Raw genomic sequence first — 25,608 nt, forward strand, 5'->3', positions numbered from 1 at the left:
CTACCTTTCAAATTAGAAAGTGTAGTTAGCGCTCATGTAGAAAGTACGACCGTATACGTCAACATAACGCGGATCGTAACCTACCTGGTGACCAGCACCACCGGTACGCAGTGATAATGGAGGTTGCTTGTCAAACAGGTTGTTGATACCGAATGAAACGTCTAAATCGTCGTTCACGAAGTATTTAGAAACCAAATCAACTTTAGTGTAAGAAGGAATACTCAGTTGAATATCCGGTGCAGTAACGTTGATGTCATCACCCATACGTACATCACCACCAGTAGCCAGCTGATCTACATAACCGCTTCTGTAGTTGATGTTTAAGGTGTGAGCAAAATCACCATGAGTTAAAGTGTTGCTGATACGAGCAACTGTTCTGAAGACAACTTCTTCATCAGCGCCGTAACGACCCAGGCTAGATTCCCATACAGGGTCTACACCGGTAGAACCGCCAGTACCAACTTTCAAGCTCTTGCTTTCAAGTACGTAAGTACCGTTGAAGCTTGTCTTTAAAGTACCGAACGATAATTCGTTAGTTAACTCTAAGGCCCAGTCTAAACCACTGTTTTTAGAAACACCGATGTTAGATGCAGCCTGGATGATAGCTAAGCTTCTTTCACCCGCAGTATTTTCTTTGTAAGTAAACAAGTGGCCGTAAGTTACCGGGTCGTTGAAGATTTGCGGCTGAGTTAAACGCTCAACTTTATCTTTCAACTCAACGTTCCAGTAATCAAGTGCGAAGCTGAACTCGTTGCTTGGTGCATAAACGAAACCGGCAGAAATTTGCTCTGAAGTTTCAGGTTTCAGATCCGGGTTACCTTCACGCCATACTTCGTACTGGGTAGGCTCTGATTGACATAAAGCAATCAAGTCAGCAGAAATACCTGTAGGACAGTCGTAAGTATCAGAAGTTACACCGAAATCTTCACGAGGAGAAGCAATCTGCTTCATGGTAGCGGCTTTAAAACCAGTACCGATTGACGCACGAAGTAACCAGTCATCGTTTGGACGGTAAGAAGCACTAACTTTATAAGTAGTGTCATCAACGTCATCATTTACTTTCTTGCTGGTACCGGCTTCGGCCATGTCATTGGTGATGCCACCAACGTTATCGTAACGAAGCGCCGCAGTGATTTCAAAAGTATCAAATACCGGGATAATGGCTTCAACGAACATACCGTAAGTCTCACGAGACAGGTCATATTCATCGGCAGCAGACTCTAAGAAGATAACTTCATTAGTGTTGGCATCTGAGTTAGTTGCTTTATATTCAACTTCACGGTAGTCACCACCAATACCGATGTACATATCACCGGCAGGAAGTTCCATAACGGCAGTTGATGCCGTACCTTCTAATGAGATACTGCTGGTTTCGGTGCGATCCCAAGGACCACTATACATAGTATCTTTAACCAACTGGTTCTGTTCATCAGTCAGGTCTTCGAAAGTACCGAATACGTTAACGTCGCCTGAAGCAAGTAACGCTGTGAATTCATCACCTAAAGGATAACCAGTCAAACGGTCAGTTTTACGGTCAGCTTCTGAGAAAGTCAAAGAAACATCAAAGGCGATATCGGAAACATCACCTTTCAGGCCAAGTACGCCGTGATGAGTAGTAGTTTCGATAGAGTCAGTACGGTTACCGCCCGGAAGTGTACGCCATCTGCCAGCTACACGGTCAAGTTCAAGAGAACCACCGGCAGCAATAGTTGCTGCGCCATCACCTGTATGCTCAGGAACATAAGGTAATACTTCATTTTGAGCCAAATCACCATCTGTAGGCAGAGTGAATAAAAGTGACGGATATGGTGCGATACGAGTGATCATATCGAATTTAGACCAAGAGTAGTTAGCGTAAGCCTGAAGGTCATCAGAAAGCTCTAACTTACCTTGAAGGAAAAGATTGTCGCGCTCATACTCTGGTGCGATTTCTAAAGTGCTGGTGTAATCGAATACACAAGTAGTACCTTCTGGCGCACTGTTTGGACCACACTCACCGTTTTGCTCACGGTAAGGGTTAAAGCTATTAGTGTAATAATCAGGTGTAAACTCACCTGTTTCATTACCATCTTCATCCAATACAGGGTTTACTAACAGGTTACCATCAGCGTCATATTGCTTGTATCTTACATAAGCGTTACCCGGGCCGGCATTGGCTGAACCTTGAACTAAGGTATAGTCTTGTCCGTTATGAGAAAAATCAAGGATACCTGTGTTGGCAAAATCACGGTCTTTAGACTTCAGTTGCTCTTTAGAGTCATGGCTATAGGCCATCATCACGTTGAAACCATCGGTGCTCAGATCACCAAAACCTGTGCTGACAGAGAAGTTGTAACTTGTGCCACCGGTTTCTTGAGGACGGTCATAACGTACGCTTACGCTAGTTTCTTGCAGGTCGTCTTTCATGATGAAGTTAACAACACCGGCAATTGCATCTGAACCGTAAAGAGCAGAAGCACCATCCATCAATACTTCAACACGCTCGATAGCGGCTAAAGGAATTTGGTTAAGATCGATTACACCACCGGAATCGGCAGAAGCCATACGGCGACCGTTTAATAGTACTAGTGTGTATTCATCACCTAAGGCACGTAAAGAGGCAGACTGGATACCGCCACCGCCGCCACCAACAGAGTCAGCTGCAGTAGTGAAACCTTGCATAGAAGGTAATTGAGCCATCAGATCTGGAACGCTGGTTACACCAGAACGTACGATGTCTTCACTTGAAAGAGTAGTAATAGGAAGTGCGCCTTCCATATCAGTACGTTTGATACTTGAACCGGTTACGGAAATACGCTCTACTTCCTCTTCCTGCTCTGCTGCAACAGCATTAGCGCTAATTGCGGTAGCAGAAACAGCACCGAAGGCCATAGCTAAGCGAATAGACTTGGCTACTTTTGAATTGCTAAACATGTTTTCTCCCTGGATCACTAAATGTGATTTCATAGTTTTATTAATATCAAGACTATTAACTGTCTTGTTTATTTTATAATTTCAAAGGTCTGAAACCTGAACTGTCGCCAAAGATATTAAACGTAATCCTTTTGCGGGGCAACACTCATTAGCAATAAATGATGAAAAAACTAACATGCCGTAACATTTATACACAAATTACGAAACATTTCTTATAGAAATAAAAGCCATTTAAATCAAAGATATAAACACACAAGCACAATTTGTGAATTAATCCAGATGTTATTACAAAATCATTTTTCGAACAAAAAACAACCAATCAGTCAGAATAACCTACAAATCAATAACTTACACAACAAAATATCCGACACGCTCACTGTTTATTTTTTGAACCAAAATACATCAATTATTGACCATTAATAAAATGCAACGAAAATGCAACTTAGAAAAAACAGAAGTTAAACATAGAAACAAGTGAAATGCTCTGCAGTTTGTTGACAGACAGGCCAGAGAGCCGTTACCGGGCAAGGGTTGCCTGTTTTATCGCCGACCGGCCAAGGTTTAATAAATACTTCTCTATGGATAGTTTCACACTATGTTACACTCTCGCTTTAAAATTTTAAGGCTGAGATTAAGGCGTAGCAATGGACCCGGTTTTGGATCTGACAATGTGGCTGCTGATATGTGGCGTGGGTTTTATTGCCGGCTTCATTGATGCAATCGCCGGCGGCGGCGGTATGCTAACCGTGCCGACCCTGTTAACCGCAGGCCTGCCTCCTCATATTGCTTTGGGCACCAATAAACTCGCCTCTACCTTTGGGACTTGTACTGCTTCCCTGACCTTTTACCGTAAAAAGCTCTTTGATCCGCTTTTCTGGCGGGTATCCCTGATCACAACCGCTATCGGCGCGGTGGCTGGTACCGTGATTGTCAGCTTTCTCAGTACGGAGTTTCTGGAGAAGATCCTGCCGGTGATCATCATACTGACCGCCGCTTATACACTTTTTACCAAAAGCATGGTGGAATGCCCCGACAAGTTACCGAAGAAATCAAAAAAACTGACCGTCAAACAAAGCATGCAGGGACTGACCTTAGGTTTTTATGATGGTATTGCCGGTCCCGGCACCGGCGCCTTCTGGACCGTCAGCTCTTCGGCCCTTTACAAAATCAATATCCTGCTCAGCAGCGGCCTGGCACGGGCAAACAATTTCGTCAGTAATTTATGCTCGCTGTTAACCTTTGTTTATTTAGGTTATGTTAATGTACTGCTGGGTTTGATGATGGGATTGTTTCTTATGCTCGGCGCCTGGGTCGGCGCCCACTCCGCCATTAAACACGGTAACAAATTTATTCGCCCGATATTTATCACAGTAGTGATCCTGATGTCGATAAACCTTGCCTACAACGCCTGGTTTAGCTAGTCCATTAACTATTAACCCCGGACTTATCAGCCTTGAAGTTATCTCCGCAAACGCAGCCAACAAGTTGAGACCTGTTATGAATCAAAACGCCATCACCCGGTTATCCGCGATTGTTAACGCCCTTACCGAGCAGGCAACTGAAATCGATAAGCACAACAGCACCTTGAAGTCTCACCGCCTGATAGAAGATAATGCCTTGTTTTCCAACTCACTGTTTCTATCACAAAGCGATAAGTACCTGCCCTATGCCCTGGAAATCAACAGACGGATTTCTGAATTAGAGCGCTTGATGCACTCCGGCAATAAAATGCTGTTTACCGCCTTGCTTGAAAGTATCGAACAGCAAGTGCAGGCGTTAATGAACGCCCTTAACGCCAATGATGCCCTGCATCAAAATGCCAATCTCCGTTTAAATACCCGGGCCAGGCATTATAAAAAAAGCCAATATCAGCAGGCCGCACAGAAGATGCTGCAACCTAGCCACCAGCTGCATCAAAAATTAGCCGAGCATCATGAATTTGAACGCAGATTACTGGCGATGATCACAGACCGGGAGCAGCTCAGGGACAATAGCCAGAACCAAAGCCAAAACAACCAGAAATTAACCGCGGAGATCTTAGCCCTGCACCAGCGTCTCGGCCGTTGCCGCCAGGCGATTTCCACCATAGAAAGGGATATTGAGTTTGCCGAAAAACGTCAATAACCCCCTTTAACGCTCCTCTTAAGCGCTGAGTCGCTCCTTGTGGTGAGCCAAATGGTTCCAGACAAAAATTCACCGGATAAATTGATATAAGTATTAGCTTTTTACCTTATCTCGGGTTAGGATTTATTGATTATAACCTCAGAAGAAAGGACGTTAATGTGAATATATCTAACGATATTCATAACTACTATGAAAAGCTGGTAGTGCAACACTTTACCGCGGGAAAGTTTGATGAAAAGTATGACGCTGATTTCCTCGCCGATCTAACCTGTATCGTATTAAACCAACTCCCTACCCGCTATATCCGCCATGAAGTAGATATGTCTTTTTATCTGCCGGCTTCTGAACGTTTTGAAATGGAAACCAATGTCAAGGCTGCGGTTGCCAAAGCACTGGAGTTTATGAAATCTCAACCGGTCAGCAAATAGTACCGGCTTCCCTGAAGTTAATCACGCCCCACAAGGTCGAGAGGGTTTCCATCATGACTGGCGACCCGACCGGCCGGGTTATATACCGATAACCAGTAAGTTTCCCTGTTGATAAGGGGGAATGCCTTATTCAAACTCAGAGATAAGGAAGAGTTTCGCCAGGAAGTTTTTCATCTGCTGCTCTGAATTGGTAAACTGCACCCCGACATTGACCTTTCCCCGCTCATAACGGCTGTTACGTACCCGGGCCGGTATTTTGGTAATGCCGTCAAGGGATGACTGGATATAAATAAAGATATCCCGCTGATTCACTTTAATTGCACTATTGTCGCTTAAAAAGGTAAAAGAGCAGCCCTGGGGGGAAATATCGGCGATAATACCTTCTATACGAGTGCCGGTCGCCTCCCCTTTATCGTCCGGCACAATCGTCGCGGGAATATTGGTGGCATAACGCTGGTGTAACCTTAAATCCCGGTTTTCGATGCTTTTCGGATAATCAAGCATTAAAAACTTCTCCGGGAACATAGTGATATTGCGAATCGTCGTGCGAAAGGCAAAACACTGGCCTTTGCTGCCTTCTAAAATATAACGTACGATCACCACATTGCCTTCCACCAGGACATCGCGATAACTCGCCTGGTCTCCCGGGTGCTTGAGGATAATATATTTCCCCATTTCATAACCAACTAATGGCAATTTTAACCGCACCTGAAGCGGATGATTGATTTGCAAGTCCAGACTTTTCCCCGGCAGCAGTTCAAAGAAGTTTTCTTGTTGTTTTAGGGCGGTTACTGTCATAAAGCTCGCTAAAATTTTATATCCGGTTAACGCACTATAAACAAAGCTTTTGCCTTTGACAATAAGCGAAAACCAGCCAAATCTGTGCTCCGGCGGCGCTTCCTGTTGGTATTCCTATTGAAAATCAAGGTAATATAACCTCAGCCTTATCGATATCTGCAAAGATAGCCGGGCTGGAACTACCCTATGTCACTTTACTCAAGGAAGATTATCATGAAAACCTCAACTATTACCGCAAGTACAGCGTTAATAAGCCTGTTATGCCTTAATGGCGCAGCGCTGGCACTGCCCCCCGAAACGGCGCCGGCAATAACCCCGATTGAACAGCTCAGCCCGCCGGCGAAAAAAACACGCCAAAACCGGTTGCTTGACCAGCGACAGCAAAGCAGCGCATTAACCCCCGGGCAGTATCTGCGCCTGAAAACCTTAGTTAAACAATTACCGGAACAGCAAGCAGATATAAAGCTCAAACAACATCAGGCAACAGACCAGGCCCTTGATTATGCTCACCTGCTGTTAGAAATGAATATCGCCCGCAGTGAGGAAGACGGCCAGGATTACCTGATGTTCCAGGCAAAAAGTTCGGTTTACGGCGGCAGCCGCAGCACTTATATCGACCTGTTTTTAGAAGATGGCGAAGGGGTTAGCATAGGCGAAACCGGCACAGCATTAGCCTTTAACAGCACAGAACAGACCCGGGTCCTGGCTAAAATTGCCTTAGCCGAGTTAGCAAGCCAGTATGCCGGCCTGGACATGATCCGCGTCAATTCCTGGCTGGATATCGAAACGCACGACGGCAGCAGAGTTTCCCAGTTAATTTTTAGCCAGTACCCTATTCCCTGGCAGCAAATCAAAGCCAGGATGCAATCAAGCGCACAGCAGGAAAACCTGACCGGCGCCTTAGCACAGCAAATGCTCTTAACCGTCAAGCATCCGGGAGATCTTAACCAGGACAACCAGGTACGCCTTTGCCTGAACCATGGCGGTATATTATGTGATTATCCGCAAATCTATTCCGCTCCTTCCTTTCAGGCCCTGGAAATCCCTCTTCAGGGCCAGTTAGTCTTGCCTTATCAGGTGGCCGCCGTTTATCCATCCGACCAGCAGCTTTCTGAGTTAACGGGGATTGTTGACAGCCAAACCGGCATTTATCTGCAAAATGAACTACTGGGTTACAGTCTTTCACCCGGCTTTACCGGTGCAGACGGCCAGATAAAAAGCTTTAGCGATTATCTCACTCTGTCATCGGATCCCAAGCAGGGCACCAGCACAATCACCTGGAATATCCCGCAAGATGAAGTTGATCTGATCAACTGGCGCTACTTAAATGCTTACCAGCAAATCGACTGGCACATCACCCTGGTACTCAATGGCTACCCGACAGCAAACACAACAGCAACCCCGGTCAACTTTCAAGTCACCCTAAGCTCGGAGCATGCTACGGGTTTTAGCCAGTATGCCCTACCAAAACTAAGCACATTCGATATTGTCTATTAACGGCTGTAACCGATGTCCAAATTCAGGGGGAGTGGCCACTCCCCTGTCTTTAACTGCGATACCTTATCCTCAATCACTTTCGTCTCGGCATCCGGTAATCAAGTAAAATCACATCAAAAATATGCCGCTCATAACGCGCTAAACCTTCATTGACCGTCTTCGCATCGGTTATCTGGCAATAAAGAGGCGATTTATCCAGCACACGCCCCACTTTTCCCGGTCAACCAGATCATCATCGACGTTCAATAGCTTTAATAGCACTGTTTTCCCTTTTATCCGCTGCTATCCTTGCCCCTACCCTTTGCCGGCCAATGTAGTTCAATGCTGGTGCCGCGAACGCCATCAGAAATAATGCACATATAACCTTCCAGCCGCTCTATCGCTTTCTTGACTAAAGATAAACCTAAGCCGCTGCCCTCAATTTCATCTCTGGGATTTAAGGTAGAAAACATTTCCAGCGCCATTTGTTGTAACGACTCCGGGATCCCGGGACCATCATCACAAACCCGGATAAGATGTTCATTGTCATCCCGGCTATAAGATACCCGGATAATACCGCAGCCTTTATCATGATGTTTCACCGCATTACCGATTAAATTGCGTAATGCCTGTTCAATCGGCACCCGGGGTAAGTCGATATCAGTATCACAATCACTCAGCTGTAATTGAAAGCTGTCGGAATCGCCAGTCAGAACAAAAGCCTCTTCGGCTATATGCTGTAAGTTGATCTTTTCCCATTGATAATCTTCCCGGCTTAAACGGGAAAAGATCAATAAATCCGCCAGCATTGTTTGCATCCGGGCAATACGCTCTTTTAGCAAACAAAGGTGTCGGTTCGACTCGCCCGGCAAGATATCGCGGCAATCTTCAGCAATCCAGCTGGCAAGTTCATCAATGGCCTGCAACGGGGACTTTAAATCATGTGAAGCAACAAAAGCATAATGCTCAAGCTCCTGGTTGGAGCGTTCGAGCAGTTTATTGCTCACTTTTAACACCTTATTGGTGGTTTTTAATTCCTGCTCGCGGTTTTTTATTTCCTTAGTACGTGCTTTCACCTGGCTGTCCAGATCATAGGAGCGGCCGCTCATCGCCAATAAGAAGGCCCCGAGCATCACGGTAAATAGCAGCCCTGAAGTTAATACCGCCCAAACCTGCCAACTTCTGTGGTTCGCCAGGTATTGCTCGGATGGCCAAAAATGCAGGGACCAACGCCGGCCCCCGACTTCCAGACTATCGGTCAGCTCCAACACACCCGGAGAGAAGGTAAACGGCTCCTGCGGACCATATAAATGACCGTTTTTGTCAGCCGATTCATCATAAATACCGACAACAATTTGATCTTTATATTGCCCCTCCAGCACAGTATCAACAATATCACCGACACGAAATACTCCTACCGCATAACCTTTTATATGCTGCCTGCGCTCTTGCACCGTACTATGGCTGCCGCCATAAATGGGATAAAAAAGTAAGAAACCACTTTGCTGCTCCCGCTCTTGCACCAAAGTGATACGGGCAGTTGCAACCGGTTTACCGCTATCTCTGGCCTGATCCAGAGCCTGACGGCGATAGGGATTCGAAGCAACATCAAAACCCAGGGCTTTGCGGTTTTCATCCAGGGGCTCAATATAATTAACAACAATATATTCGGGGCGCCGCCCTGCCGTGATTAACCTGCCCCTGCTATCACGCTCCTTAATTTCAAACTGAGCAAACCCCTGCATCTGCAGTTGATATTCGAAGGACTGGCGCTGCGGCTGTGTTATCACTGGGTTCCAGCTTAAACCATTGATCCCGGGTTTGTTCATCAGGGTATATTGTACAAAACGACGAAACTCCTCCCAGCTGACATGGCTTGAACCGGCATGCAGGCGCTCAATAGCAGCCACGGCGTCAACATAACTGCTTAAACTCGAGTTCAGCCTTTCCACGGTATTGTTGGCAATTTCCTTGAATTCAAAATGATTGCGCTCTTGCTGCCATTTATTGGCCCAAACGGATAACACCGCCACCACGACAAGTGTCAAAACCAGGGGAGCGGCCACCGATGCATATCGGCTTTGCCACAACGATCTGGGCTGGCAAAAGGCAATAAACAATAAAGGAGCGCAGATCAGTACGCCAATACTATCCCCCAGCCACCAGGTAAACCAGGTATAGGTGAGATCTGATGCCGGAATTAACCCTGTCGCCAGTAAACTCACCACACCAATATTTGAGTTCAGCAAGCAACTTAACGGTCCGGCAACCAGTAAAAATAAAAAAATATCCCGTACTTTGGTCAGTGTCGTGGGAAAACCAATCATATATTTCGTTAACCAGGCCCCGGCTAACGCCTGGAGCGTAGCACCGGTTGCCGCAGAAAATGAGAACACCAATATAGATGCCGTCAGTGGCTCTGAGAGTTGGCCGCTCAAAAGGTTTAAGGTAAATGCACCGATAAAAATCCCAGGCCAAAGGCCATTTCCCCATATCAGTAAGGATGCCAGGGCAATACCCGCAGGCGGAAAAATCATACTGGTGTATCCCGGCTCAATGGCAAGCAAAAGAGCCAAATAACCGGTAACCATATAAGCAATGGCTAGCAACAAGGGGTTAAGTACCAGGGGGTTAAGTGCCAGTAAATGACGTTTACTGTTATCTATCAAAGTTGTCTGCTGCACTTCCCTGCGCTCCAGCCATTTAAGAAAAGAATAACTCCAAACCCTGATTATAGTAGATACGCCGGGGCTTGCCGCCTTATTCTTGGTCGGTATAAATCAATTGCGGATCTGTCCACGCCTCGCCAAAGCCTGCCGGCATGTATCAGGGAATTTTCTCGGCCAGGGTCAGCGACACCTTCGACTCTTCCCCCCGGGCCTACAGGGGACATCTGTCTCCCCTTTAGCGGCAACAATATCGTTGACTATCCCGGTTTTCCGCCCTGGCCCCAAAAAGAAAACATCGAAAAAACAACCAACAAATGATACAACTGGTACTATTGATTAACGCCACTTTGGCACTAAACTTTAATTACCCCCAAACCCCGTGCTGTTTATTTATGTGGCTTATTGATAGAACAAGAATAAAAAGAATAACAACAACATCAGTAATTCTTGTCCTGCTGCTCTACCAGCCTGCGGCACCGGCCAAGGAGATCAATATTGTCACTGAACCCTGGCCCCCTAATGTTTATATAAATGAAGCCGGTGTTATTTCAGGGCCACTCACCGAAAAGGTCCGCAACATCATGGCAAGGGCCAAACTCAGTTATTCCCTGAACATCTATCCCTGGCCGAGGGCTTACAATTATGCCCTTTCTGATAAAAATATCCTTATTTACCCTATTTTCAAAACCAAAGCACGCAAGCCGTTTTTTCATTTTATCTGCCCTTTGTCGAAAAAAGTTGATCTTTTTTTCGTCAAATTGTCAAAGCGTAAAGATATAAAAATCAATACATTAGAAGACGCCAGAAAGTACCGCATCGGTCTTATCCGAGACGATTATGACCATGAGTTATTACTGCAACATGGCTTTAAAGACGGCCAGCAACTTGATGCCAATACCGATGATTTAAGTACCTTGCGTAAATTAATCAAAGGGCGCATTGACCTGATGATGCAATCGAGAAGTTCAATATACGAAAACCTTGCCTCCCTGGGGCTGAACAAGTCTCTCATTGAACTGGTCTACCAATTCAAAGATGAGCACCTGGCAGAGAACTGTATCGCCCTGAGCAAAACAACGCCACTCTCTGTGGTAGAAAGGATCAGCAAAGCCGCAGACGAAGTTAACCGTGCCGGCCCGCTTATTGACATTAATGACTAACCAATAAAAAACCATAACCAGCACTGAAGACCGGTTATGGTTTGCTCTGAATAAGGCCCTGTTCATTAAGAGTTAATGGCAAGCCTTAACAAAGGTCCAGGTTTCATCACTGCCGGGAATGGTGTTTGTATACCAGTTGGCACTATAGACATTACCTTGATAGACCATCATATCGCCGGCTTCATTGTGGGTCGGCTCTCCCCCTTCCCAGTCTTTGCTGGTCCAGTTGGGGTAAACATTAATGCCGGCACAATCGCCGCCATCGATCAGCGGACAACCGGCACCATCCACCTGGGTACCCTCCGGGGTCTCGGGACATTGGTCCAGGCTATCACTCACCCCGTCATTATCGCTGTCCGCGCCCCCAGCTTGCGGGCTCAGCTCGAACCAGTTGATATTCCAGGCCCCTGCCAGCGAGGCAATTGCCAGCTCCTGTTCACCTGCTGTTAAAGTCACAGTATGGCTGACGGTTTGCCAGTTTTGCCAGCCGCCGGTGGCGGGAACATCCATAACACCGTAGGCGACAGCACCGCCGGCTTTTTCAAATTGCAATTGGCCGCCGTCATAACTTGAGACCCGGTAAGAAACTTTATAAGTGCCGCTTGTTGAGACATTCACCCGGTAAGTCATCCAGTCGCCGGGATCAATATAACCGATATTGAGCCCGCCGCCGGTATCCGTGGTACTTTCCGTTTGTACCCCAGCCATGGCAATATAATCTTCAGCCTCGATTCGCCCTTCCGCTGCCGGCGGACAATTGGGGCTACAGCCGGTATCCGAGTTCCAGTTTTGGATAATTTCTTTGACTTTAGCACCCGATGCCGTCAGGTTGTCCCAGCTGCCGCCGGGCTGGAACATGGACGCCCCTTCGGCCTTGTCATGAATAGACCAGTTGGTATGGCTGATATTATTGGACTTTAAAAAATTCATCCACTCATCGGTACTGCCATAATTTACCGCACCGTCGCCGCTGGCATCCACCGTGCCCCACTCGGTGGCAAACAAGGCAATGCCGTTACTCATCGCTTCCCGGGCCTTGTCACGTAAGCCGCCAAAATGGCTACCGGCATAGAAATGCAGGGTATAGGCGATATTGCTGTCATTGATGGGATCATAAGAGGCCTGGTTAACATCCTGTGACCAGTTAGGTGTGCCGACAATGATCAAATTATCCGGATCAACGGCGCGGATGCCGCTGATAATATCTTCGGCATAAGGTTTAATATGACCGGACCAGGACACCCCCAGCGGCTCATTATAAATTTCATAAATCACGTTATTGGTGTTGCCGTATTTTTGCGCCATTTCCACGAAAAATGCTTTCGCTTTACCCCACTCTTTATGGGCATCATGAGTGTGCCAGTCGATGATCACATACATATCGTTGGCAATGGCGGCATCAACCACAGTCATTACCCGGTCCTTGTTGCCGTCGGGATCATGGGCATAACCACCGCTTTCATCCACCCCCATGGCGGCGCGGATAATGGTCGCCCCCAGCTGAGATTTTGCCTGGCTGACAATATCGGCACTATAGAACTTCTCCGCCCCCCAACCGGTATTACTCCAAAATAAACTTGGCCCGGCAAAACTGGTTTGCTTGCCGCCGGCCAAAACCTGGTTGCCCTGGACCGTTAACGGTTGTACCGCTTGTGCCTGGTAACTGCTCGCCAGCAGGATACCGGAGAGTAAAGACATTAACTTAACTGTTTGTTTCATTGTTCATCCTTATTGTTATCTTGTCAGCATAATGCTTGTTATAAAAACCTTACTTATCTATCCCTTTAAATAATCCGTTTTATGCTGTGAGCCAGCGACTTAGCCACACATCGCCAAAAGTGAGCACCTTGACCTTTTTATTCCCCATCATCAGGCAAGGAGATCCCGGGTGCTTTAACAGCAACAGCTCGTCCGCTATAAAAAAAGTATCAGGGACTCTGCTTGGCTTCGACCAGAGTTAGCCCCCGTCATAAAGTTGAACGTTCAACTTTACCAAAGCCCGTATCTGAACGATTCAAAACACGCAACCAAAACATAAAGCACTGTAAAATAATAAAATAAACACAAAAAAGGTACGGTCATCAAAACTCAGTTGCCAGAGTAAAAAACACTCAGTTTTAAAATCTTGTGCTGACAAAGAGTAAATTCATAACAGGCAGGCTCTGCTTCCATTCTCATGAGCGAGCAAAAAGTGACTTAAATTTGCTTTTAGCCCTGTAAGCGCTTACATTCCATATTTTGAAATTGATAAAAATCACCCAACACAGGGTTATTTAAGGTGGCCGCTTAAAGACATAAAAAGAAACGCTGCCCTACCCGTCATCATCTATGGCGGATGTTAGCCGGCGCTGCAGTATGACTTATGGCTTGCCCGAACAACTTTATACATTAACAACAACAATAAAAAGGAAAGACTTTATGATAAATTGCACTTTCATGCCCCCTTTAAAACGCCTGGTACTGAGTGTTATGCTGCTACCGGCATTAACCTCTGCCGTGGCACCGATGATATCGCAGGCCCGGGAGGTATCTGTCCTGGAAACCCGTGGCGATAAAAGTGCTTTATTGCAGCAGCAGGCAGACATAACTTTTAGCCAGGGGCTTGATAACACCGACCAGCCCAACCTTATCACGGTCAACGAAGAACAAAGCTACCAAAGCGTAGACGGATTGGGATTTGCACTCACCCAGGCCAGTGCCCTGGCCATTTCCATGTTACCGCCAGCTAAACAGGATGCACTGTTAAATGAATTATTCCACCCGGTCACCGGAAACGGTATTTCCCTGTTACGTATCACCCTGGGGGCATCGGATTTAAGTGCTTCCTTATATAGCTATAACGAAGCCGTGACCAGCGATAACGCCTTTACTCCGGATCCCGGCAAACGCTATTACATTAACCTGCCCGCCCATAATGCCCGCATCGGTGCCAGCGGCGACAGTGAAGATGCCTACACCGGCGACAATGCAGCATCGGGAGCCGACTTTCAGTGGCAATTTGTGCCTGCCGGCGACGGCTACTGGTATATCGACCGGGCAGCAGGCGGCCCTTTGGCCAGACTACGCACCGATGATACCAACATGGCGGATATGCACGGCAGCGCCACCGGCACCTGGGAAAAATGGCAGCTCACGCCGGGAGAGATCCCGGGCAGTTATTTTTTATCCCTGCCGCTAAAAGGTGTTGGCAACCATGACAGATTGCAGGTAGACGATAATAAACTGGTGCGTATGGTGGATAACGATCAAAGCGCCGGCACCTGGGAGTCTTTTACCTTTACCGAGGTTACAGATACTGACAGCTTCAGCCTGGCCGGCCCTGATCTGGACAGCTTAATACCGGTCTTAAAAAAAATCCGCGCCATTAACCCTGAGATAAAACTGCTCGCCAGTCCCTGGAGCGCACCGCGATGGATGAAAACCAATAACCACTGGATCGGCGGCCGCCTTAAAGGTGAGCACTATGGCGATCTGGCATTGTATTTAAAAAAATACCTCGATGCCATGGCGGCTCAGGAATTGGATATTTGGGGACTGACGGTACAGAATGAGCCGGAAAACGGTCATAACGAGCCCAGCATGCTGATGAGTGCGGGTGAGCAATATGATTTCATTGAAAACCATCTTGGCCCGTTATTAAAAAACTCTGCCCACAGCCAGGTGAAAATTTTAGGTTTTGATCATAACTGCGACAACACCAGCTTTCCTATCCAGGTGGCACAAAGCCAGTATGTCGACGGCTCCGCCTTCCATCTTTATGGCGGCGATATCAGTGCCATGAGTACAGTCAAACAAAGCTCGGGCAAGGATGTCTATTTTACCGAGCAGTGGACCGGGCTGCCAAGTGGCAGCAGTGAAGCAGAATTAACCGATGCTTTTAACCAGGACTTGGGCTGGCATATGGAAAATGTGGTGATTGGGGCAACCCGCAACTGGTCGAAAACGGTGTTAGAGTGGAACCTGTTTACCTCGCCGAGCACTGCCCAAAGGGGTTGTCTCAACTGCATGGGCGCCATGACCTTAAATGAAAGCAATTTAACCGTCAACAGGAATGTCTCCTATTACATTATTTCCCAGCTCTCAAAAGTCTTGCAGGCAGGTGCCGTACGCATAAATTCTGGTGAAATCAGCGGCGATCTCCACCACAGCGCCTTTAAAAACCCGGATAATTCTTATGTACTGCTCGCCTACAATGCTTCCTGGGCTCAGGCGAAAAACACAACCGTCAGCTGGCGGGGGCAATATTTCCAATATCCGCTCCCGCCGCGCACCGCAGTGACCTTTCGCTGGTCGGAAGCAGATAGCAGCAACGGCGTCAGCTGTGACGACATCAACATCTACCCCGACTGGTTAAGGAAAGATTTTCCCGAGGGAGACTACAGCCATAACGATAGCGGCGATCTTATGGTGTATCAGGGGAGTTTATATCAGAGTAACTGGTACACCAACAGCCAGCCCGGCAGCGATGCCTCCTGGAGCTTGCTCGGCGTATGCCGTTAATCAGAGAGAAATGATGCAAAGCCGGTAAAATTTGCCCTTGTCTTAAAAAATGCTTTTTATTCCGTAAATTAAACCGGCTCTGTTCAAACAAGATCAGGGGCAAAGAGGAATAAATTAAAAACCGATAATTAATCCCGGCACTTGAGTTTGCTCACTTTTAATCTAATCTCTTTTTTAATTGCCAGTTAAATTTTGCATAGGGAATCATGCGTGTTGGGCTTTTGGAGGTTTCATCCTGTTAACAATCCGGCCTACTTCTTAGTGGAAGGTCATTTTAATTTTCTTCTGGTCCCTTTATCTATCCTTGTTGCCGGTTTTGCCGCTTATTCTGCGTTAGTGGTATTAATGCAAACCTGGGATATTCATGCCGGAAAAAATAAGCCGTTATGGTATGTCTTTGGCAGTTTAGTGTTAGGTTTAGGGATCTGGGCAATGCACTTTATCGGTATGCTCGCCCATGTCATACCGATAAATATGCCATACGATGTTACGGTAACTTTTCTCTCCGTGTTTCCTGCAATTATTGGTGCCTTCTTTACTTTATATCTTCTCTCATCCGAGCGCTTCACTGTACTTAATACTCAAATGGCCGCCTTATCTTTATCCCTTGGCATCAGCCTGATGCATTTTATTGGCATGGAAGCCATCATGATTGCGGGAAAAATGATTTATGACTTCACTTTATTTGTTGCCTCATTGCTCTTTGCCCATATCCTGGCGAGCTTTGCCGTTTATCTGATCACGCTTGTTCACAAATACAGAAAAAATGAATTATCGCTCCGCCTGGCCTGTGCAGCAGTTATCGGGGCAGCTATTTCGGGCATGCATTATATCGCCACGGCATCAGTCAGTTTTTATCAGCAACAAGCAGCCAACTCCCTGTCCCCACAAATGTCGACGCAATCCCAGGTGCTTTCCCTGATCATCGCAGCCGTTGTCGCCGTATTTGTCGCTGCCACGATTTTAATGGCGTTAATAGAGCAGAGATTACAAGCCGCAGAAGATATCGCCAGGGCGAGCCAGGCAAGAGAGCAAGATATTATCGAGCACTTAGCTAATGGCTGGTTCGTGATCAATGATAAGGGCCATATACACCAATATAACTCTACCGCATTAACCATGTTTAACTATAAACCCCAGAAATTAGATAACTGCGCCCTGGAACAGTTAATGCCGTCAATTACCCGGGAAAAGCTTATCAAAGAAATCAAGGGAGAGCAGAAAGAAATCATCGGCCAGACCTTAATTTTAGAAGGCGCAAAAGCAAACGGCGACCGTTTTCCCATCGAAGTTACTTTCTCAAAAATGACCTTAGTGATTGATTTTAAGCTCATGTTTAATTGTATTGTCAGAGATATCACCTCCCGGGTGCAACTGGAAACGCAATTGCGCCATGCCATGAAATTGGAGTCTATCGGTGAGATGGCTTCAGGCATCGCCCATGAAATCAACACTCCAATCCAGTATGTATCAGATAATACAGCTTTTTTACAGGAAGCTTTTGCCAATATGCTCACCGCTCTCCAGGCCAGTCAAGACTATCTTGACCATCACAAGCCTGAAGGCAGCGAAGCGGTTAAGGCACAGCTAAAAAAAGCCGACCTTAACTTTTTAACCGAAGAAGTCCCCCTTGCACTGTCCCAGTCACTGGAAGGACTAGCGCGTATTTCTACGATTGTCGGTGCGATGAAGTCTTTTTCTCATTCCAGCAGAGGTGAGATGATGTTAACCAACATCACTGAAGCGATAGAAACAACCTTAACGGTAGCCCAGAGCGAGTGGCGGCATGTCGCTGAAGTCGAAACCATTTTTGACAGCTCCTTACCCAGGGTTATGTGTCTGCGGGATGAATTTAACCAGGTTATCCTCAATATTGTCGTTAACGCCGCCCACGCTATCGCAGAGAAATTTACCGCTGATGATACAAGAGGAAAAATCATTATCCGTACCCACCAGGACAATACGGACGCGATTATTACCATAAAAGATAACGGTACCGGGATGACAGAAAAAATCCTCAACCGCATATTCGATCCTTTTTACACCACAAAAGATGTAGGCAAAGGAACGGGGCAAGGTCTGAGTATGGCTTACAATGTCATCGTAGAACAACACCAAGGTAAATTATATGCACAGTCCGTATACGGCGAAGGAACCGTTTTTACCATACAATTACCGATCAAGTCGGAGCTGGTAGCCACAACCGACCAAGCCGCCGATCAGGAAGCAATCGCGTAATATGATAAGGAAGTTTATGCTATGAAAGCCATGTTTGTTGATGATGAGCCTTTAGTGTTAAAGGGCATACAACGCTCTTTATATAACTGCGGCTACGAAATTGTTTTTGCCGAAGATGCCCTGGAAGCTTTATTTTTGCTGACCCAGGAAAAGATAGATTTAATCGTCACAGATATGCGGATGCCAAAAATGGATGGCGCAGACCTGCTCGAAAAAATCACTAAATTCTATCCCGACATGGTACGCATCATCTTATCCGGGCATGCCGATGAAGAAGCTTCACTAAAAGCAAGTTTGGTTGCCCATCAATGGCTGACAAAACCCAGCAAACCCGAGATGTTGCTCAACTTAATAGAAAACATTAAACAGGTACGCACGGCTTTGCCCGACCTGGCTATTCGCAAACAGCTTGGCAGCATTAAAACCTTGCCCTCCCCCCCGAGAACCTATATCCGGCTGAACTCGATATTACAGCACGATGCTACCAACATGGAGAGATTTGCCGAAGTCATCGCCGAAGATTCCTCGCTGGTGGCTAAAATTCTCCAACTATCCAACAGCTCCTTTTTTATCAATTCAAGAGAAGTCTGCGATATCACAGAAGCGATCACCCGTTTAGGGGTCGATATTATTGTCAGCATAGTCGCCGCCACAGAGTTACACGCGCAAATATACGAACCTCCTGGTTTTTCTGTACTGGCGGAGCAGACACGCGGGTTAGCCGTGGGCCGCCTGGCCCACTTTATTGCAGCCCCCGAATTCAAGCAGGAAGCCATGCTGGCGGGTTTACTGCACAACATAGGTAAATTTATCCTGCCTGAAATATCTGCCAGCTCCCTGGATACTTACCTGGCCTTAAAAAAAGACAATAGAGACAATATTGAACTCGAACGTGAGCTGTTTGGTATTGAGCATAGCCAGCTGGGCGGCTACTTATTGCATATATGGAACTTTCCCTACCACCTTATCGAAACCCTGCTGTCATTCCGCCACCCTAATGCCTTGACAAAAAAGCCCTTTACTTCAAGTGCAGCTGTCTATGTCGCCTATTGCCTAATCAATCAATACCCTATAAACAGGGAATTTATCAAGCATTTTGACATAGCAGAAAAAGTTAAACACTGGCGTAACAAGGCTGATAACTATCGTTAAACGGATGAATAGTAACGCATAATAAGTCAGCCATTTTTACCAAAATGCTGCTAATTCCGTATCGATAACGATTGCCCTTAAAGACATCTAATATCCTGAGCTGTTAATACCGGGCTTTTTCAAAAAGCCTCATTTTTAATAGCACTAACAGCTTTGACAGGTAAAAAGCACTCGCGGGCCGCCGCCACGCTTATGCCAACAGGGAAGAAACGGCTCTAAAAAGCAATAAATTAAAATGGCCGGGCAAACCAAAAACAGTAAAATCAGCAAAACCAGTGTTGGCTTTGCTGATTTTAAAATAGGCGAGTTAAAACAGTGTCGAAAATGGTTTAAAAGGGGGCTACACCACAGTTTTCTAAACAGCTAAAGTTTTGGTCAAAACAAGCCATTTGCTCTTCCATGCCCGATGCTTCCCTCATACAGATATTAAGGACAAGAGTACATGTATCCGCACATGACCTGACTTTTGCCGTAGTAGGAACACTGATACTCATGCCAATGCCAAGTGCCAGCATCGCCAGGGAAGCTGTTTTTTTATTTAATTTTGTTATTTTTTTTGATTTCATTATCTTTTCCCTAATTCAAAAATAAAATAAAGCCTTCATCATGAAGCGCCTAAATAACATACTGAAGCAAAAGTTAAATATCAAGATGCATGTTAATATTTTGTTTTTATAAGGTGTATTTTATGTAGAGCCCATTACTTTTAAGGGAAGATATCAATAATAGCAGCATTGTCTCCTGGCTTCGGATTGAGCTCTTCTAACACCACAGCACGTTCCGGCCATGAGAATATAACCAAGTCATGTGTACAGGACCAGTAAAGATAGGGGCCATATGTATTACCAGGAAGCTGCTTACCGCTAAGCAAGGCTATTGAGTTGACAGCATAAAATATCTTATCAATATTAATCAGTCGCTTTCTACGTCATATGACTCAATGGAGCGGCAACTATTCTTGGTAGCCAAAGTTCGCCATCAAGGGCAAATGATCCGATAGCTGGGGCTCATTCACTAAACTTAGCCGCTCACAGTGCAGCAAATCGCAGTTACGAAAATAGATACGGTCAAGGGGCAACAGCGGTAAAATCGCAGGAAATGTCCTGGCATAACGGCCTTTCGCCACCTTAAAAGCTTCTTGCAGCCCCAATTGCCCGGTTAATAACCGTGAGGCATTCTGTAACCAGTCATTCATATCGCCGGCAAGGATCAAACCGGCACCTTCCGGCACCTGCTCCCTGACATAACGGCATATGCGCTGCAGCTGTTTACGGCGCCCCGCTTCAAGTAAATCCAGGTGTACGCATAATAAATGGCATTCCTGCTCCGGGTTGGCTTCATTGGCAATAACCCCATGCAGCACCCCTCTGTGCTCAAAGCGGTTGGTGGAGATATCCTGATTGCACCAGTTGATAAAGGGGAACTTGCTTAAAATGGCATTGCCGTGATGGCCGGCATCATAAACGGCATTTTTGCCGTAGGCATAATGCTGCCAGACAGAGTCGGCCAAATATTCAAACTGGCTGACATCGATTTTACGCCTGGCATCCCCGGCAACCTCCTGCAAAAAGACAACATCGGCCCCGGCCCTGCGGATCAAGCGACGGATATTGTCCAGCACCCATTTGCGGTTACCCATATTCATCCCTTTATGGATGTTGTAAGACAGTACTTTTATTGCTTGTTGCATAGCCGCACCCAAAATGCTGTTAACCGATCACCGGCCACCACATCTAATTATATAAAAGATAATTTGAGTTCATAGCGTATGCTCACATCCAGGACTTAAGGATAAGTAACACCCTGGCCAGTATTTTTTCCCACCAGCGCCCCTGGTTTAACTTATCCTGGGTGATTTCTACCGACAGACATTGATCGAGCAGAAACTGCTGCTCCAATGTTTTAATAGACTCCTCCCGCCGACAGACAATATCCAGCTCCAGATCATGGAGCAAGCTGCGGTGATTGAGATTACTGGAGCCGACATAGGCAAAGTCATCAAAAAGCAACGTTTTGGCATGTAAAATACTCGGCTGATATTCAAAGATCCTGACACCGCTGAGCAGCAAAATACGGTAATAAAAACGGGCGATCCAGGGGGCAAAAATCACATCCGACATCGACGGCAAAATCAAACGCACATCAATACCTTTTTTGGCCGCCCGGATCAGACTCAGTTGCAGCCTGGATACCGGGACAAAATAGGCGTTGGTGGCCCAAACCCGCTGCGTGGCAAAAATAATATTATGATAAAGCTCACGGGCAAATAACCGCCGAAGGCGAATGGTAACATTGCTGCGCACTACAGAACCATACCTTAACGGCGGCAGGCTGCTTAAAGGCTCACTGACCGGATATCGGCGGCGACACCAGATATAATCAAAAATAGCCGTGATCAGCTTCACCTGAAGGCCGCAAACCCGCACCCCGGTGTCGCGCCAGGCCCGGTTCTCCATATAACGCTGCATATGATATTGCACCAGGTTGAAACTGCCGATCCAGGCAATTTCATCATCAATCACACAGGACTTCCTGTGATCCCGGGTATTGATTTTGCCCCATAAATGAAAAAAGCGATCCAGCAGGACATTTACCCGGGTCAGGGCTTTTAAAGGAAAACGCCAGGGATAGGGATGGTAGATTCTCACTTCGATACCCGATTGTGCCAGCTGCTTTATGGTACTGGCATGCCATTGCGGCGAGCCGATGCCGTCGACCATGATACGTACCCTGACACCGCGCCCGCTCGCCGCCTGCAAAGCAGACAATATCTTATTGCCCAGGGCATCAAAACTAAAAATATAAAACGCCAGATCTATGGTGTGCCTGGCCCGGGAAATATCTAACCCCAGCTGTTGGAAATACTCGTCTCCCCCGGTAAAAACCGTTTCCGACTGCCATGATTTTGTTGCCGGAACGCAGGTTTTGGTCACTCTCAACCTCTTTGCAATAACAGCTTTTCGCTTAAGTGCTTGCCTTCATTTTAGCAAAAGAAATCTCTTATATTTTCAAATAAATAAGAAAAAATACTGCTTAATAGTATTTATCGCCCGCCTTTGGCAAACCTTAATCACGACAGGCGATAAATACCTAGCTTGGCTAAACGCTATGGCTGTGGCAACTTATCCTTTATACCAAAGCACATAGACTTGCCTGTTGTCAGAGTGGTTAGCGGGATCTACGGCATATTCATGTCCGCCGTAAGGATACCAGCAATAGGAGCCAACATATTTACCTGTCATAAAATTACCGTGCTGATCCCGTACCGCACAAATATAAGAGTTATAACTGCCCTCATTCATGGACTTTATCAGCAATTTACCCGGCTGAACCTGGGCTTCATTGGCGCGGTAATTAATCGCTTCCCATTCAACCAGGCCCGGTTGTGCCGCCAATACCTGATAATGGCTGTGACCTGACTCTTTCCCGTACCAGGGAGTATAGCAGTTGGTGCCGACCCTTTTACCCGGCACCCCGGCAAACTCCCGGCAAACATGCACAGAATTACCATTTTCCAGGCCCGGAGCAGCAACGGCATTTTGACGAAGCGGGTTATGGCTTAGTTGATCCAGCCAGCTACATCCTGAGTAATGCAGCTCATTATCACCCGAGCTGCATTCCATATACCTCTGCTCAGCCTGTACCGGTGCAGCAGTTAATCCGTTTAAGCCAATCACTAATGATAATGCTAACAAATGTTTCATTAATCTAATCCTTTATACATAAATTTCAATTGTGTATGTGTAGACAACCTGATTTGGATGTCGTGGAGCATCATCGGCCTTCCCGGGAGTGAAAATCGAGTAAAAGAGGATAAAACTAAGGTAAAAGTGCATTTATCTTTATGTAAATATGAAATTAGTAATAGCTATGTTCCTTTAAATTGCAGGCACACGGTGTAAAGGCGGCTTTGCGTGCATTTAGTGTTGCTGTTCATTATTCACTGCGGTATGGAAAGTTCAGCTATACGGTGAATTATCAGGACATCAGGGGTACCAGAAGAGCATTTAATACCGGGCGGGTCACTGACATAGCTGAAACTATTATTGCCGTTAACTCTCCAGCGTTCTTGCATCTCGCCTATTTTTTTCTCCCGGTAACCGATTACCTGATATTTGAGCCAATAACACAGGTGCCTGATACCTTCACTGGTGTGCTCTGTGATGCATTCGGGCTCGCGGGTAACCGCTGCGAATGCATCGAACAGGAAGGCGCATTCTTCGCTGAATTTGTCAAAATCTTCACTTAGATTGGCAAAATCGCTCGACAGCTGTTCCCTTTTGATTGCATCTTCCGTGAGTGGTAGGTTTGATTCAGACATGACAGCTTCCTCCCTTGCGACTTAACGGCGTATAGTTGCTGGCATAAGCTGATGGTGGCTGTCTGATGGCGGGGGTTGGTATATTTTCTGTTAAACTTTCTGTTAGGTAAGCTTTAACCGAGTGAAACTCTGGCATATCATTAGATTTAGCCATGATGGATACTCCGTATATCTGTTGTGGTTAGCTGTCTCTGAGTGTTGCCGCACTTAGGGGCAGCGCTTGGTTTATCTTCTGGTGCTCTTCTTTCAATACCTCCGCTGATGGGAATTCACCTGTTAGTGATAGTACAAAATATCGGAAAAATCAGGCTAGGTTGGCATTTAATATTTATGGTAATTGCCCGTACTGTATAATCAGCTGTACGAAAACATCAACCATATGAAATGTATAAATAAAAATAGAGGTTGCTGACCTGTTACAGGGGAGCAACAGCCAACGAAAACATAGCCGTAAAAGTACAACTGCTAAGCGCTCTCCTCAATCCGGCACAATTTAATCAGTCCATAGCCAATGCGAAATAGCTGACTGATTGCAAGGCCAGGGATCTTGAGACAATGACTCCAGATAGATGGCCCGGTCAAGACATCTTCGATGCGCTACTGCCTCATGTGATGACAGAGAACTTAGTCCGGCAGTTAAAGGGGAAGTGCAAGAAGATAGCGTTTTATGTTGTGACGGCGATAAGGCCTGCATCAAGTATTTTGAACTTTACCTGACCTGATTCAGATATTTAGACACGGAAGGAAATTTGAATAAGAGCAGGCTTTTTCACACTAAACAGCATTTAGCAGGAATTTAGCTTTAATCATTGTGCCCCGGTATCGAAGGTACTTTGTTTTGCCTGAGGCTTTGCCCGGCAAAGGTTAAAGCGCTCCACTTTTCGCGGCAATCATCACCGCCTCGGTACGATTGGCTGCTTCAAGCTTTTTTAGGATCAAACTCACCAGCTCCTTAACCCTGTCCCTGGAAACCCGCATCAGCCGGGAAATTTCAAGATTACTCAAGCCCTTGACAATAAACTGCAGACATTCTTTTTCCCGGGTCGTTAAGTTAAATTGCATGAACAGTCTTTCCGGGTAATTTCTTGATAGCCCACCAAAAAAAAGCTGGGATAAACCGATAAGTTCAGCATATTTACTGTCGCACAGCGATAAGAACTCGGCCTTGTCGCCGCTGAAATAGAAACTCACCACACCGGCCCCCTTATTGGTGAAAGCAGGAATAGCCAGGCAATGTTCAATACCACAGGATAGCGACAACTGCTGTAATAACCGGACCTCTTTGCATTTTGAAGCCATGTCGTAACTGTCATGCCAGGTGATCGGGCTGTGATGTTGGCTGCAATAGTGCAGCACGGGATCATGGAGAAAGTATTTATTGCGGCAATAAGCCGAGATAAATTCCCCGGGAAAATTACTGATCAACTTAATATCATCGGTAATACAGGAAATACCTGTGATAAAAATACCGGCAAACCCCGCTTGTTCGGCGCGGGTAAAAATTAAATTTTCGACATCCTCAAAAGTGACTCCTGCGCCAAATTCCCTGTCTAAATTTGAATGTACATTTTTCACTATATAAGCCCTTTCTCTACCTTGTTACGTCCACATCTGTCCATCTGGTATTTCGCCAACAATTACAAACAAACCCCGGCTACGAATAAGCAGAAACAGATAACGGCAGACTTTAAAGTGCCTTAAAAAAGAGCGGTATCAATCTTGCGACAAATGCTGTCAAATACGCGACCACGACTATCAGTTAAGTGACACTCCCCTGCAGGCCTTTGTATACGAGGCTTACAGTAAACTGCATGTCAGCTGATTTTTCT

The 25,608-nt window shown here is 46.2% G+C and carries 19 protein-coding genes; 8 read left to right on the forward strand and 11 right to left on the reverse strand.

Annotation, left to right across the window (positions count from 1 at the left end; genetic code table 11):
• Positions 1 to 12 precede the first annotated feature (12 nt).
• Entirely contained in the window at positions 13 to 2,913 is a 2,901-nt protein-coding gene (locus QL234_RS14040) for a TonB-dependent receptor (protein WP_281558455.1), read from the reverse strand.
• Positions 2,914 to 3,557: 644 nt separating this feature from the next.
• On the opposite strand from QL234_RS14040, the gene QL234_RS14045 reads away from it, so the two are divergent.
• The 3 genes from QL234_RS14045 (at position 3,558) to QL234_RS14055 (ending at position 5,465) form a co-directional block, all read left to right on the forward strand.
• Complete coding sequence (locus QL234_RS14045) at positions 3,558 to 4,334, forward strand: TSUP family transporter (protein ID WP_281558456.1); 777 nt, start codon at positions 3,558 to 3,560, stop codon at positions 4,332 to 4,334.
• 76 nt (positions 4,335 to 4,410) lie between these two features.
• Positions 4,411 to 5,037: a primosomal replication protein PriC gene (priC, locus tag QL234_RS14050; RefSeq protein ID WP_281558457.1), complete on the forward strand. Its 627-nt coding sequence runs from the start codon at positions 4,411 to 4,413 to the stop codon at positions 5,035 to 5,037.
• 158 nt (positions 5,038 to 5,195) lie between these two features.
• Positions 5,196 to 5,465, forward strand: coding sequence for a late competence development ComFB family protein (locus QL234_RS14055; protein ID WP_281558458.1), 270 nt, complete (start codon positions 5,196 to 5,198; stop codon positions 5,463 to 5,465).
• A gap of 126 nt (positions 5,466 to 5,591) precedes the next feature.
• Here QL234_RS14055 and QL234_RS14060 read toward each other — a convergent pair whose 3' ends face one another.
• Positions 5,592 to 6,263: a flagellar brake protein gene (locus QL234_RS14060; RefSeq protein ID WP_281558459.1), complete on the reverse strand. Its 672-nt coding sequence runs from the start codon at positions 6,261 to 6,263 to the stop codon at positions 5,592 to 5,594.
• A gap of 213 nt (positions 6,264 to 6,476) precedes the next feature.
• Between QL234_RS14060 and QL234_RS14065 the strand changes: the two genes are divergently transcribed.
• The gene (locus tag QL234_RS14065) at positions 6,477 to 7,760 is read left to right on the forward strand and encodes a hypothetical protein (protein WP_281558460.1); all 1,284 of its coding nucleotides are present in this window, start codon (positions 6,477 to 6,479) and stop codon (positions 7,758 to 7,760) included.
• A gap of 272 nt (positions 7,761 to 8,032) precedes the next feature.
• On the opposite strand, the gene QL234_RS14070 is transcribed toward QL234_RS14065, so the two are convergent.
• Positions 8,033 to 10,423, reverse strand: coding sequence for a CHASE domain-containing protein (locus QL234_RS14070; RefSeq protein ID WP_281558461.1), 2,391 nt, complete (start codon positions 10,421 to 10,423; stop codon positions 8,033 to 8,035).
• A gap of 377 nt (positions 10,424 to 10,800) precedes the next feature.
• Here QL234_RS14070 and QL234_RS14075 point away from each other — a divergent pair, with 377 nt between their 5' ends.
• Positions 10,801 to 11,568, forward strand: a complete 768-nt coding sequence (locus tag QL234_RS14075; RefSeq protein ID WP_281558462.1) for a transporter substrate-binding domain-containing protein — start codon at positions 10,801 to 10,803, stop codon at positions 11,566 to 11,568.
• Between the two features lie 72 nt (positions 11,569 to 11,640).
• Here QL234_RS14075 and QL234_RS14080 read toward each other — a convergent pair whose 3' ends face one another.
• Positions 11,641 to 13,287 (reverse strand): cellulase family glycosylhydrolase, encoded by a 1,647-nt coding sequence (locus QL234_RS14080; RefSeq protein WP_281558463.1) that lies wholly within the window; start codon positions 13,285 to 13,287, stop codon positions 11,641 to 11,643.
• A gap of 699 nt (positions 13,288 to 13,986) precedes the next feature.
• On the opposite strand from QL234_RS14080, the gene QL234_RS14085 reads away from it, so the two are divergent.
• The 3 genes from QL234_RS14085 to QL234_RS14095 all read left to right on the forward strand — a co-directional run bounded on the left by QL234_RS14085 (position 13,987) and on the right by QL234_RS14095 (position 19,458).
• The gene (locus tag QL234_RS14085; protein ID WP_281558464.1) at positions 13,987 to 16,068 is read left to right on the forward strand and encodes a cellulose-binding domain-containing protein; all 2,082 of its coding nucleotides are present in this window, start codon (positions 13,987 to 13,989) and stop codon (positions 16,066 to 16,068) included.
• A gap of 210 nt (positions 16,069 to 16,278) precedes the next feature.
• On the forward strand, positions 16,279 to 18,306 hold the full coding sequence (locus tag QL234_RS14090) for an MHYT domain-containing protein (RefSeq protein WP_281558465.1): 2,028 nt from the start codon (positions 16,279 to 16,281) through the stop codon (positions 18,304 to 18,306).
• A 21-nt stretch (positions 18,307 to 18,327) separates the two neighbouring features.
• Entirely contained in the window at positions 18,328 to 19,458 is a 1,131-nt protein-coding gene (locus QL234_RS14095) for an HDOD domain-containing protein (RefSeq protein WP_281558466.1), read from the forward strand.
• A gap of 329 nt (positions 19,459 to 19,787) precedes the next feature.
• On the opposite strand, the gene QL234_RS14100 is transcribed toward QL234_RS14095, so the two are convergent.
• The 7 genes from QL234_RS14100 to QL234_RS14130 all read right to left on the reverse strand — a co-directional run bounded on the left by QL234_RS14100 (position 19,788) and on the right by QL234_RS14130 (position 25,354).
• The gene (locus tag QL234_RS14100) at positions 19,788 to 20,024 is read right to left on the reverse strand and encodes a hypothetical protein (protein ID WP_281558467.1); all 237 of its coding nucleotides are present in this window, start codon (positions 20,022 to 20,024) and stop codon (positions 19,788 to 19,790) included.
• 386 nt (positions 20,025 to 20,410) lie between these two features.
• The gene (locus QL234_RS14105; RefSeq protein WP_281558468.1) at positions 20,411 to 21,148 is read right to left on the reverse strand and encodes an endonuclease/exonuclease/phosphatase family protein; all 738 of its coding nucleotides are present in this window, start codon (positions 21,146 to 21,148) and stop codon (positions 20,411 to 20,413) included.
• Positions 21,149 to 21,230: 82 nt separating this feature from the next.
• Positions 21,231 to 22,391: a phosphatidylserine/phosphatidylglycerophosphate/cardiolipin synthase family protein gene (locus QL234_RS14110; RefSeq protein ID WP_281558469.1), complete on the reverse strand. Its 1,161-nt coding sequence runs from the start codon at positions 22,389 to 22,391 to the stop codon at positions 21,231 to 21,233.
• Between the two features lie 189 nt (positions 22,392 to 22,580).
• A complete protein-coding gene (locus QL234_RS14115; RefSeq protein WP_281558470.1) occupies positions 22,581 to 23,162 on the reverse strand; it encodes a hypothetical protein in 582 nt (193 codons plus the stop codon).
• A 236-nt stretch (positions 23,163 to 23,398) separates the two neighbouring features.
• Positions 23,399 to 23,779 carry a hypothetical protein gene (locus QL234_RS14120; protein ID WP_281558471.1) on the reverse strand — a complete coding sequence of 127 codons (381 nt, stop codon included), beginning with the start codon at positions 23,777 to 23,779 and terminating at the stop codon, positions 23,399 to 23,401.
• A complete protein-coding gene (locus tag QL234_RS14125) occupies positions 23,772 to 23,933 on the reverse strand; it encodes a hypothetical protein (protein WP_281558472.1) in 162 nt (53 codons plus the stop codon). The genes QL234_RS14120 and QL234_RS14125 overlap by 8 nt, the downstream gene beginning before the upstream one ends.
• A 710-nt stretch (positions 23,934 to 24,643) precedes the next feature.
• Positions 24,644 to 25,354, reverse strand: a complete 711-nt coding sequence (locus QL234_RS14130) for an autoinducer binding domain-containing protein (protein ID WP_281558473.1) — start codon at positions 25,352 to 25,354, stop codon at positions 24,644 to 24,646.
• Positions 25,355 to 25,608 lie beyond the last annotated feature (254 nt).

Origin of the sequence: Thalassomonas sp. RHCl1, from assembly GCF_947387555.1 — a bacterium.
Taxonomy (GTDB): Bacteria; Pseudomonadota; Gammaproteobacteria; order Enterobacterales; family Alteromonadaceae; genus Thalassomonas.